Source organism: Billgrantia kenyensis (genome assembly GCF_013697085.1).
GTDB lineage: Bacteria > Pseudomonadota > Gammaproteobacteria > Pseudomonadales > Halomonadaceae > Halomonas > Halomonas kenyensis.
Map to the genome: position 1 here is coordinate 1 of NZ_JACEFT010000022.1, position 10,882 is coordinate 10,882.

Here is a 10,882-nt window from a genome sequence, read left to right on the forward strand (position 1 = left end):
AGATCTTGGTCGTGATCAATCAACAGGATACGCCACCCTTTCTACCTCCTCCCATACACCAGAAGTCACCATAGCTCGCAGCCATGATGCCAAAGCCTGATGCCTGCAACAGTAACATAGTTTCAACGGCTTATGCGTCAGCGCAGCCTACAGGGACGGGGCAGCATGGACAGGCCGCTTGGCAGCGTCACGCGTGTGCAGGGGGGCGGTTGACACGTAACCGAGTGTGACCTGAAATGACCTCGCCAGGGGAAAAATATGGCATCATCGCTTTTTGAGGTATCCCAACCAAGGACAGGCCAGAGCTCTCATGTTTCTCGATCCTTATCATACCCAGGCGGGCTCGCGAGTTCGCATTTCGGCGCAGCAGGCAAGCGACTTCGCCAAGCGCATCGCCGGTGACTTCAACCCGATACACGACGCCGATGCCCGCCGCTTCTGTGTTCCAGGGGATCTATTGTTTGCCCTGGTACTGAGCCGGTTCGGGCTCTCGGAGCAAATGGACTTTCGTTTTCGCAGCATGGTGGGTGATGGAACCCTGCTGAGCCTCGAGGAGAGTGCAGCAGGGCAGCTGAAGGTGAGTGACGATGAGGGCAAGCAGTATCTGGAAGTGAATCGGGCGGGCGAGACGAGCCTTGATGCCGAGGTCATTGAAGCCTTTACGCGCTGCTATGTGGCCTTCTCCGGCAAGAACTTTCCGCATGTCCTCAAACCGTTACTCGAAGAGCAGGGGGTGATGTTCAACCCCAAGCGACCGCTGGTCATCTACGACAGCATGGGCTTCTCGCTCGAACGCACCGACCTTACCGACCCGACCCTGGAGCTCGTCGATTCAAGCCTGGACGTGACAGGCAAACGTGGCGACGTCAGGCTCGAGTTCCGCATTACCGACCGCGGCGAGGCCGTGGGCAATGGGTCGAAGAAGCTTGTCGTCAGCGGCCTCAGCGAATATGACGCCAAGGCCATGGACGATATCGTCGCCGAGTTCTACCGCCTCAAGTCGGCCTACGAGAGAGGGGAATGAGCCGGCGCTGCCCGGTAGTGCCGATCACACCGTCACGGTGACCGGGCAATGGGCCAGATCGATCACACGATGGCTGACGCTGCCCACCAGCTTCTCACGCCAGGCTCCCAGCCCCCTGCGCCCCATGACGATGATCGGACTGTCGTCCAGGCTGTGGGCAAAGTCGGTAATGGCTTCGGCGTAGCGGTCCCCCTCCAGTATGTGAGGCTCGATACCCCTGGGCACCTCTCCCAAATGCCGGCTTGCCTGCTCGAAAACCAGCACGGACTCTTCCTGGCTCCCCGCCTCTGGCTGAGGTGCGCCCGCAGGGCGGCAGAACAGCATGTCCACAGACGCCTCGGCGCGGCGGGCCAGCTCCCCGGCCAGCTTGGCGGCACGGTCGCTGTGCTTCGAGCCATCGACCGGCAGCAGCACTCGACCGATGCGCGTACCGTTTTCGGCAGCCTCGGGATGCACGACAGTCACCGGGCAGCCGGCCTTGTGGACTACCTCGTTGCTGACGCTGCCTTCCAGGAACTTGTCCAGGTCGCTCAGGTGTCGAGCGCCGACCACCAGCAGGCAGTGCTTCTGCTTGCTGGCGTGATCCACCAGAATCCGCGCCGGGTGGCGCACGAAACCTTCCTCTTCCAGAATCACTTCGTCGATCGAAAGGTCAAGGCTGGAGGGGATTTCCTGCCTGGCACTGGCGATGGCGTCTCTTGCCACTGTGAGCCGCTGGGCGCGGTCCCGATCCGCTTCCGCTTCCCGGTTGGCAGGCACATCGCTGAATTCGGCCGGATTCAGCGGCATGACGTGAACCAACTGCAGGGAAGCCTGCAGCAAGTGCGAGAGCAATGCCGCATGGCGTGTGGCGGCATGCGCCGTGGGCGAGCCATCAACCGGTACGATCACGAGCGAAATATGCTCACTCATGCCTAATCCCCCGAATCGTCATGAATGGGTGGGGCAACGGGGCCGGCCGTCGCCGTACAGGGCTAGGCTAGCGCAATTGGACCTGTGGTGTCTGCCGTTCTTCCGGTACATGCAGTGTCTTGCCGAACAGCATACCGCCTCCCGGAAGTTGGTTGGCAAGACGGCTGAATGCTATCGAGCCTGCCATGCCCACCACGATCAGCATCACCGAGTAGACAAGCAGCGAGAACGGAATGAACTCATGCATGAAGTCGACGATGGCGAAGAACATCGGGTGAGCGAGGTATATCCCGAACGAATAGCGATTGACGGTTTTCACCAGCGGCGGCGCATGCACGTTCCTCAGCCGGGTGACAACCAGTAGCGTGAACAGGATGAACAGTGGGATGACCCAGGTCTCCTTGGAGGAGAACTCCAGCCAGCCTTGCCAGGTGAGGAGGGCGACCAGGGCCACGTAGCCGGCCAGTAGCGCCGGATGCGATAGCCATCTCAGCCAGGGCAGCTCCCCGAGTCGGCCGGGAACGAGGCGAGGGTAGTGGCGGACGACCAGCATGGCCAGGAAGAACAGGTAGACCCAGCCCAGTGGAGCGATCCACAGCAGGTACCCCGGTGGCTTGATGCCGTAGAGGCGTGTGAGCCCCCAGTAGGCGATGCCGATCAGGCTGCCCGCTACCAGCCAGGGGCCAGGCGGAAGCCGGCGGTCCAGGCCGAAGCGAGCATAGAGCCAATAGAAGGCATAGAACTGCATGGCAATGATGAGGAAATAGCCGTGCCAGCCGGCGTAGAACAGGTACTCGACCAGTTGCTCTACCAGTCCGACCGATGCCCCCTCGCGGCGCAGGCTGAGGTACTGGGAGACCGAGTAGATCAAGCCGTAGACGAAATAGGGCACCATGACGTATTGCAGGCGCTTGAGCAGAAATCCCGGCGGCGGCTGGTTGCCGTAGCGCATGGAAAACAGAAAGATCGAGATGAAGATGAAGATGGGCGTGCCGAGCACGGTGGGGATCCGTGCCAGGTCGACGTAGACGTTATCGACGTGCAGATTCAGGCGGTCGAGGAAGTGAAAGGCGAATACGGCCAGACAGCCGTAGAAACGCAGCCAATAGACCTCCTCGATCCGTTTCATGTACGCCCTGCCTTCCCTGATGCCTGGAACAACCGGTGACTCTGCAGGGTCGGACCAGAACGTGGCGGAAAAATTCCGTTACCAGGCTATATATCTGGATTCGGCACAGGGAGCCAAGTGCTATGCATCTCGGACGCACCATCGCCTCACTATGGTTCGCGACGCTGTGGCTGTCCTCTCCGGCCCAGGCCGGTGAGGTCACACATCATCGCTTCGCCTCGGAGATCCTCGACCGCGACTATGCCTACACGCTCTACCTGCCCGAAGGCTACCGCGAGTCGAACCAGGCCTATCCCGTGCTCTATCTGCTGCACGGCTCGTTCGGCAGCGAGCGCGACTGGGTCGAGAGCGGCAGTCTCAAGCGCACCGCCGACCGGCTGATACGCGAAGGGACATTGCCGCCTACCGTGATCGTCATGCCGGGCAGCGAAAGCTGGTGGATCGACGGTCACAACGAGGCGGCACGAACGGCGTTCTTCAACGAGCTCATGCCCTACATCGAGCAGACCTGGCAGGTCGTTTCCCAGCGCGAGTGGCGCGCCGTTGCCGGTCTCTCCGCGGGCGGCTACGGTGCCTTGAACTTCGTGCTCGAGCGCCCGGAGCTGTTTGCGGCCGCCGCTGCCTTGAGCCCGGCTAGCTACCATCCACTTCCGCCAAAAAACTCCTCTGCGCGGCGGCACCCCGCTTTCCTCGACGCGTCGGGAGGCTTTGACGAGGCGTTGTGGCAGCAAAGCAACTATACCGCCTACCTGGACGGGTACCTGGAGCGGGAGGAGGTCGTGCCGCTCTACCTCAGTGCCGGCAATCGCGATGTCTTCAATGCCGAGCACTACGCCCGGCTCGTGAGTCAGGCTCTGGCACCGCATCAGCCAGATTTGCTGACCATGGAGGTGCTCAGCGGCGGGCATACCTGGCGCGTCTGGCGTGCCAGCCTGCCCAACGCACTGGCCTGGGTAGGGCGTTTCCTGCAAGGCCCCGTACCGCTCGAAACCCTGGCCGAGGGCATGGCCCGGGAGGCAACCCAGGTCCAGCCGGCCTTGTCGCCCAGCGGTGCGACGGAGTGATGAGCCGTGGTGTTCGGAAGTGGGGTTGGCTGTGGGTGCGGTAGACCGTAGTCTCATGGGTCGACCCCTTTCCGGCGCTACAAGAACATGCACCCACAACGCGAACACCTGCATAACGAGCTTCATGCGCGCCCATCGATCTACTTCTCGGAGCCGGCCCATGTCCATCATTACGCGTTCCTCGCTGACGCCGAGGAGCATGCCGGCTTGCTGGCATGCCTGAGCGAGACCACAGGGCTGGCCTTCGATACCGAGCGAGTTCAGCAGATCGTCACCTTCGAAGGCACGGTCCTCAAGTGGGAACGGCACACCGAGTTCTCCACCCTGACCCTGATGGTACCGAAGATGCCGGCGGGCGACGCCTGGCCGGCCCCGCCGGCCTGGCTGGCGCAGGTCGTCGATGCGTACAGCCCGACCTTGGTCAATGCCACGCTGGTCTTGGCGGAAGGTCGAGATACCTGGCGTGGCAGCGCCGAGGCCTACGCCTTCACCGACCCGGCCGGTTCGCAGGTAGGGGGCGGCGATGCCACGGTCTGGAGCGATTTTCGTCTCGCTGACGACGGGGTCAATCGTCTCTTGCTGCTCAACGGCGGCCTCAATGCCTTTCGTCTCGGGCGCATGGTGCGCCGCCTGCTGGAAATCGAGACCTATCGCATGATGGCGTCGCTCTCGCTGCCCCTGGCCAAGGAGCTGGCGCTGGAGCTGCAGGCTTACGAAGTGGAGCTGGGTGAACTCTCCGACCGCAACGCCGAGCAGGAGGATGCCAACCCGCGCCCGCTGTTGACGGCGCTGTCACGGCTCTCGGCCCGACTGGAGCGCAGCGGAAGCCGCTCACGCCAGCGTTTCAGCGCCACCGACGCCTAAGCGCGCATCGTCTTCACCCGCATTGAAGAGCTGCGGGAGACGAGAGTCGGTGACTGCCCGCGCCTCGGCACCTTCATCCTGCGACGGTTTCGTCCGACGGTGCATTACTGTGCGGCCATCCACCAGCGTCAGCAGCGTCTGGCCGAGGGTGCCGCTCGCTTGAACGACCTGCTGCGTACGCGTGCCCAGGTCGAGATCGAGGAGCAGAACTCCAGCATCCTCCATAGCCTGAACGAGCGGGCCAGTATCCAGCTCAAGATCCAGAAGGCGGTGGAAGGGCTCTCGATCATCGTCATCAGCTATTACATCTTCAGTCTGTTCAAGCTCGGCCTCGAGAGTCTCGGGGCACTCGGTGTCGACGTTCAGCCGCACCTCGCGGCGGTCGTACTCGCGCCGCTGGGCGGGCTGATCATCGGCTTGCTGGCTTGGCGCATCTGGCGGGTCAAACGCCATTGAAGCGCGCCTCAGTGGCTTGTCGTCTTCACCCTGGTGCGCAGAAGCATGAGCCCCAGGCCGAGCAGGGCGACCAGGGTCGCCAGCAGCAGGGGAAAGGCGCCGGTGCCGGCTCGCTCGAGCAGCGGGCCGGTCAGCGATGGCACGATCATGCCGCCGGTTCCGCTCGCCAGGAAGATCCAGCCAGTGGTGCGCCCGTTCATCGTCATCAGCTGATTGCTCAGCCCGAACAGGACAGGAAAGATGGCTGACGCCGCCAGCCCGAAGAGCAGCGCCACCGGCGGCAGCGGTAGCCACTGAAAGTGCAGTGCCAGTGCGCTGAACATTCCCAGTGCGAGGCATCCACTCAACACCTTCCACGGCGACAGCAGGCGGATCAGCGGTATGGCAAGCAGCCGGCCGGCCGACAGTGTCAGCCAGAAGAATGTGACCATCAGCGCGGCATCCGCCGCGGCCAGACCATTGAGAATGCCATAGGCGGTGATCCATCCGGCAAAGGTAATCTCCATCCCCACATAGAGCGCGAACAGGCTCAGGAACAGGACCAGCCTCCCCGTGTCCTGAGCGGGTGGGGCGGGCCGGTCGGGGTTGGCCTCGCCAGGGGGGCGGGGGCTTTCGTGGCGCAGCAGCGGCACCAGGAGCAGCGACGTGTACAGCGCAACGATCCAGAATGCCCAGGCAAACGAGAGCTGCAGGTTGAGCACCACGATCAGCACCAGCGGGATCAGCATGTTGCCGAGTCCGAAGCAGAAGTGCAGCGCACTGACCCAGGGGGGCGATGCCGTACCATGGGTCCACAACAGCAACGTATTGCCACCGGCATTGATCGACACCTCGGCGACGCCGAGCAGGAACACCACTGCCGTCAGCAGCATCAGAGCTTGGCTGAACGGGACGATGGCGAGCCCGCCAGCCAGCAGCAAGTGCATTGCTAGCAGCACTCGGTGGCCATCGTAACGGTCGATCAGCACGCCCGAGAGCACCGATCCCAGCATCGTTCCCAGGGCACGGGCGGTGAACAGGATGGCGATCTGCCCCATGCTCGATCCGGTCATGTCGGCCAGATGCGGCAGAGCCGGTCCCAGCAGGCCAGTACACATGCCGATGGCAATGAAGGTGGCGAAGTAGGTCCGCGTGACCCGACTTCCCTGATCGGATGCCAGCATCGGCAGACAATCTCCCGCTGTAAATGAAGGAGGGCGAGCGGTGCGCTCGCGCGCTTATACTCTCCGAGAATGGCGCCTGGGGAAACAGCTTCCGACCATGGCAGGTGCCCCTGGGTTCACGTGATCGCTCCCTGACACCGTTGTACCGCTGAGAGGCCTTATGACCCGCATTGCGAAAACACCGGAGCCGCCCTATTACGCCGTCATCTTCACTTCGCTGCGGACTGCCGAAGAGAAGGGATACGGGGTGATGGCCGAATACATGGCCGAGCTTGCCGCACAGCAGCCGGGATTTCTCGGGCTGGAGTCGGTGCGAGAGGAGCTGGGCGTGACGGTTTCCTACTGGGAAAGTCTCGAGGCCATCAAGCAGTGGAAGCAGCAGGTCGAGCATCGCGAAGCGCAGCGGCTTGGCCGCAGCGACTGGTATGCGGCCTACAAGGTCCGCATTGCCAGGGTCGAGCGAGACTACCACTTCGGCACCCTGGACGACTGAGACTATGCCCCTGGGCGCGGGGAGGGCTCACTCCTCCCCGTCGATCCGCTCGAGCATGTCTGCCACCGCAGCCTCGAGCTGGCGGTCTCGGCCTGCCACCTCGTCCTGGGGCGTCTGCTCCACGAGCAGCTGCGGCATGGCGCCGTTGTGCTCCATGTCGGTGCCGTCCGGGAGATACCAGCCACGGAAGGGGCGTCGTACCGTGGCGCCATCGATCAGGGTGTGGCTGTTGGTCGAGATCACGCCGCCATAGGTCTGCTGACCGACCAGCGTGCCGCGTCCGAGCGTCGTGAAGGCGTGGGCCAGGATCTCGGCGTTGGAATAACTCTTCTCGTTTGCCAGCATGTTGATGGGCAGCGTGTAGCGTGGTGCATCCAGGCGGTCCTGGGGATAGTGCCCGGTATCATCGAGGTCGGCTCCCGCCGGGACGGTGTAGGCGTGCTCGCCGGCCATGATCGAGGTCAGGATGCGATCCGTGGTATGACCGCCGCCGTTGTTGCGCACGTCGATGATCAGGCCATCCTTGTCTGCTGCAGCCGCGTACAGGTCGCCCTGGAACCCTTCCAGCGAGGTCTGATTCATGGCCTGAATATGCAGGTAGCCGAGCCGACCATCGGAGAGCTCCTCGACTTGCCTGCGGCTCTCTTCACGGAAAGCGTCATACTTGAGCCGGGCCAGTTCCGTCAGGCTCACCGTATGCAGCATGGTGCGGTACTCGGTGTAGCCGTCTTCACCGGGGCGGTCGAAGGTGACGATGACCTCCTCGTCCACCTGTCCGCGCAAACGCTGCAGCAGGGTTTCGTTCTGCTCGAAGGATTGCAGCCCGATTTCGGTAATGATGTCTCCTGGAGCCAGGGGCATGGGCCCGCGGCTGGCGGGCCCCCCCGGTATCACGTTCGTTACGCGAAAGCCGATGCGACCGTCGTGCTGCGAGACGATTTTCTCATGTTCGATGGCCAGTCGCCCGGAGGGCTCGCGTAGCGCCGAAACCGGCCCCGGATTGGACACCCCCATGTGCGAAGCGGCCAGCTCGCCCATCAGCCGGTTGGCGATATCACTGAACTCGCTTGGGGTGCGGGCGCCATGGATCAGTGTGGCATAGTCGTCGACCACGCTGGACCAGTCGAGGCCCTTCAGGTCTGTGCGATAGAAGTTCTCGCCAATGACCCTGGCCGCCTCGTGGAACTTCTGCAGCGCCTGTTCGCGCAGGTCGATACGCAGCCGGTCGGAGATATCGAGATAGCGGGGAGAGCCGCTGCCGGAGAGGTTGGCCACGCCAACCCGGCCGTTGGCGATGTAGACCACCTGTTCGCCGGTGATATTGAGGTGCTGAACGTCGGCGCGAGGGCCGATGCGGGTGCGCTGGCTGCCGTCCCAGTTCATCGCGACCAGCCCATCGCTGCCGGCATTGAACACATAGCGGTCACCACCCGGAGACATCTCGTTGGCGGTTTGGTGGGCCGGTGACGCCGTGACCCGCTCGATGCGCCGCCAGGCGTTCTCCAGCTCGAGTTCTGCCACGTCCTGCGGCGCAGAATCTTCTTCCCCTTCGCTCTCCGTCACCGGAAGGGGGGAGCGGTTCTGGGCCTCCTCACGTGCGTTGCGGTAGTAGGTGGTGAGTTCACGCGGGGTATAGACCTCGAGCTCGGCATCCAGGTAGACCCGGTAAAGATCATAGTTCTCACCGGAGCGGTTGGAGATGAAGGTCAGCTTGCGGCCATCCTCGGACCAGCGCGGGTTGAGATCGTTACGGGGGTGACGAGTGATGTTGGCCGGCTCTTCCGAGCCGTCCACGGGCACCACGAAGACGTTGGCGCTGAAGTCGAGGTCGTTTTGAGAGTAAGCGATGTAGCGGCTGTCCGGGGACCAACGCCAATGCATGAAGCTGTCCCAGCCTTCCACCAGGGTGCGCTCTTCACCGCTTTCCAGATCATGTACCACGAGATCGCCGCGTCCACGCCGGAAGGCCAGGGAGCGGCCGTCGGGGGAGGGCGAGACGTCGCGGTCGTTGCTTTCGGCGTCGATCACGGGGCTGACTTCGAACTGGATGGCGTCATGCCAGCGAGTCGGGTCGCGGTCCTCAGGAATATCCTCGGGTAACTCCTCCTCCAGTTCCTCCTCGGGAATGCTTTCCACTTCTACCTGTGGCTCCTGGGGAGGCGGTGGCACGTCGGTGGGGGCTCCCGGTTCAGGGATCAGCACCGGATCGAGGATGAAGCCGGGATCCTGGGGGGCAAAGGGGTCTTCCGGCTCATCGCCACGGGACTCGAGCTCAGGGTCGTAGTCGTTGTCGTCGTCGGTCTCCAAGGTCTCCGGCAACTCGGCATCCAGCTCCTCGCCTGCCGAAGCGAGGTCGACGTTGGGATCCCCATCCCATTGGTGCTCCGCCTGACGCTGTTGTTCATGGTTTTGCCGCACCTCGTCACGGGTCAGGGTTACCTGGGCCTGGTAGATCGATTCACTACCGTCCTCGTCGTTGACGAAATAGAGCCGCAGCCCGTCGGGTGACCAGGCCAGATCATGATGGCGAGCATGGCTATTGGGTGTGACCAGCAGCGTGGGACTCTGTTCGTCCACATGGCGAACGTACACACGGCCATAGGCGATGTAGGCCATGGTCTGGCCATCGGGACTCAACGCCGCCTCGCTGACATCGCGGTTGATGCGACGCAGGGTGTAGTTGTCACGCCCATCTTCGGGGGCGCGCAGGGTGATCGGCTGCGGCTCGGCGTCCGGCTGCTCCAGGTCGAGGGTCAGCAGGGTGTCCCAGACCTGCAGCACGGCGGTGCTGCCATCCTGGGAAACGTCGTAATGCTGCAGGTCGCGCTCGTCGAAGTGGGTGAGCCGCTCGATGCTGCGCTCGGCATCGAGTTCCATGCGATAGAGGTTGACCGTCTGATCTTCACGGTCCGACATGAACAGCAAGGTATCCTCGTCGACCCAGCGGGCCATGCCATCGTCCCCGTCGCGCTCTGTCAACGGCTCGAACTCGTCGGTGCCCAGCTCGTGCAGCCAGACGTCCATGGCGTCCGGTCCCCGGTAGTGGCGCCGGTTCCAGTCGTGATAGGCACCGCCGCGGGTGAAAGCGACGAAACGACCGTCCGGGGAGAGCTGCGGCTCGGAGCCGAAGGCGTCATGCAGGCGCGTGTACTCCCCCCCTTCAGGCGATAGCCGGTATGGGCGCTGGTCGCGATAGACGTCGGCTTCGAGCATGCCCGAGAAGGTGATCACCGGCTCGCCCTCCTCGTCGCGACCAAACGAAGGCTGGCGCAGGTGTTGGTCGCCGTGGGTGAGCTGGGTGAGTTCGCTGCCGTCCCGGCCCATGCGCCACAGATTGAGATAGCCGTCGCGCATCGAGGCGAATACGATCCGCTCGCCATCGTCGCTCCAACTGGAGTGCAGATCGTCAAGGTCGTGTCGAGTCAGACGTATCGCTTCGCCGCCTTCGGTCGAAGCGCGCCAAAGATCGCCACGCCAGCTGAAGATGAGCTCCGATCCATCCGGGCTGACGGAGGGAAAGCGGGGAAGAGCCACCTGTCCGGATTGAGCCAGCGCCACAGCTGGCAGGCTACCCAGCAGGCCGCCCATGACCGTCAGCAGCGTCAGTCTGCTCACGGCGTTACAGAGCGGCAGGCGACGAGTTCGAGGTCCTTGCATTGCGAGCCGATCCTATGCCGATACCATGCATCCCCAACGTAGCAATGATTTTCCTCCTCATCGAATGCGAGTCGGTCAGCTTGGCTCGTTGCGCCAATGTCATCTAGGCTTTTGGCAGAA

At 63.1% G+C, this 10,882-nt stretch carries 7 protein-coding genes and 1 pseudogene; 4 read left to right on the top strand and 4 right to left on the bottom strand.

Annotated elements, in window-relative coordinates:
- The first annotated feature begins 310 nt into the window (after positions 1-310).
- Positions 311-1,024 (top strand): DUF3581 domain-containing protein, encoded by a 714-nt coding sequence (locus H1D44_RS15255; protein ID WP_181515721.1) that lies wholly within the window; start codon positions 311-313, stop codon positions 1,022-1,024.
- 24 nt (positions 1,025-1,048) lie between these two features.
- Here the strand turns inward: H1D44_RS15255 and H1D44_RS15260 are convergent, their stop codons facing one another.
- Both H1D44_RS15260 and H1D44_RS15265 read right to left on the bottom strand, forming a co-directional pair.
- Complete coding sequence (locus H1D44_RS15260; RefSeq protein WP_181515722.1) at positions 1,049-1,936, bottom strand: universal stress protein; 888 nt, start codon at positions 1,934-1,936, stop codon at positions 1,049-1,051.
- Positions 1,937-2,003: 67 nt separating this feature from the next.
- Positions 2,004-3,065 (bottom strand): acyltransferase family protein, encoded by a 1,062-nt coding sequence (locus H1D44_RS15265; RefSeq protein ID WP_181515723.1) that lies wholly within the window; start codon positions 3,063-3,065, stop codon positions 2,004-2,006.
- A gap of 122 nt (positions 3,066-3,187) precedes the next feature.
- On the opposite strand from H1D44_RS15265, the gene H1D44_RS15270 reads away from it, so the two are divergent.
- Together H1D44_RS15270 and H1D44_RS15275 are read left to right on the top strand one after the other, a co-directional pair.
- Positions 3,188-4,129: an alpha/beta hydrolase gene (locus tag H1D44_RS15270; RefSeq protein ID WP_181515724.1), complete on the top strand. Its 942-nt coding sequence runs from the start codon at positions 3,188-3,190 to the stop codon at positions 4,127-4,129.
- A gap of 87 nt (positions 4,130-4,216) precedes the next feature.
- Positions 4,217-5,449 (top strand): annotated as a pseudogene (locus tag H1D44_RS15275) (DUF3422 domain-containing protein).
- 8 nt (positions 5,450-5,457) lie between these two features.
- On the opposite strand, the gene H1D44_RS15280 reads toward H1D44_RS15275, so the two are convergent.
- Positions 5,458-6,612, bottom strand: coding sequence for an MFS transporter (locus tag H1D44_RS15280; RefSeq protein WP_181515725.1), 1,155 nt, complete (start codon positions 6,610-6,612; stop codon positions 5,458-5,460).
- A 160-nt stretch (positions 6,613-6,772) separates the two neighbouring features.
- Here H1D44_RS15280 and H1D44_RS15285 point away from each other — a divergent pair, with 160 nt between their 5' ends.
- A complete protein-coding gene (locus H1D44_RS15285; protein ID WP_181515726.1) occupies positions 6,773-7,105 on the top strand; it encodes an antibiotic biosynthesis monooxygenase family protein in 333 nt (110 codons plus the stop codon).
- Between the two features lie 27 nt (positions 7,106-7,132).
- On the opposite strand, the gene H1D44_RS15290 is transcribed toward H1D44_RS15285, so the two are convergent.
- On the bottom strand, positions 7,133-10,762 hold the full coding sequence (locus H1D44_RS15290) for a S41 family peptidase (protein WP_181515727.1): 3,630 nt from the start codon (positions 10,760-10,762) through the stop codon (positions 7,133-7,135).
- Positions 10,763-10,882 lie beyond the last annotated feature (120 nt).

Excerpts from the sequence above, each read along its gene's own strand:
- H1D44_RS15270 (WP_181515724.1), top strand. The coding sequence starts at position 3,188 with ATGCATCTCGGACGCACCATCGCCTCACTATGGTTCGCGACGCTGTGG.
- H1D44_RS15265 (WP_181515723.1), bottom strand. The coding sequence starts at position 3,065 with ATGAAACGGATCGAGGAGGTCTATTGGCTGCGTTTCTACGGCTGTCTG.
- H1D44_RS15255 (WP_181515721.1), top strand. The coding sequence starts at position 311 with ATGTTTCTCGATCCTTATCATACCCAGGCGGGCTCGCGAGTTCGCATT.
- H1D44_RS15260 (WP_181515722.1), bottom strand. The coding sequence starts at position 1,936 with ATGAGTGAGCATATTTCGCTCGTGATCGTACCGGTTGATGGCTCGCCC.
- H1D44_RS15280 (WP_181515725.1), bottom strand. The coding sequence starts at position 6,612 with ATGCTGGCATCCGATCAGGGAAGTCGGGTCACGCGGACCTACTTCGCC.
- H1D44_RS15285 (WP_181515726.1), top strand. The coding sequence starts at position 6,773 with ATGACCCGCATTGCGAAAACACCGGAGCCGCCCTATTACGCCGTCATC.
- H1D44_RS15290 (WP_181515727.1), bottom strand. The coding sequence starts at position 10,762 with ATGCAAGGACCTCGAACTCGTCGCCTGCCGCTCTGTAACGCCGTGAGC.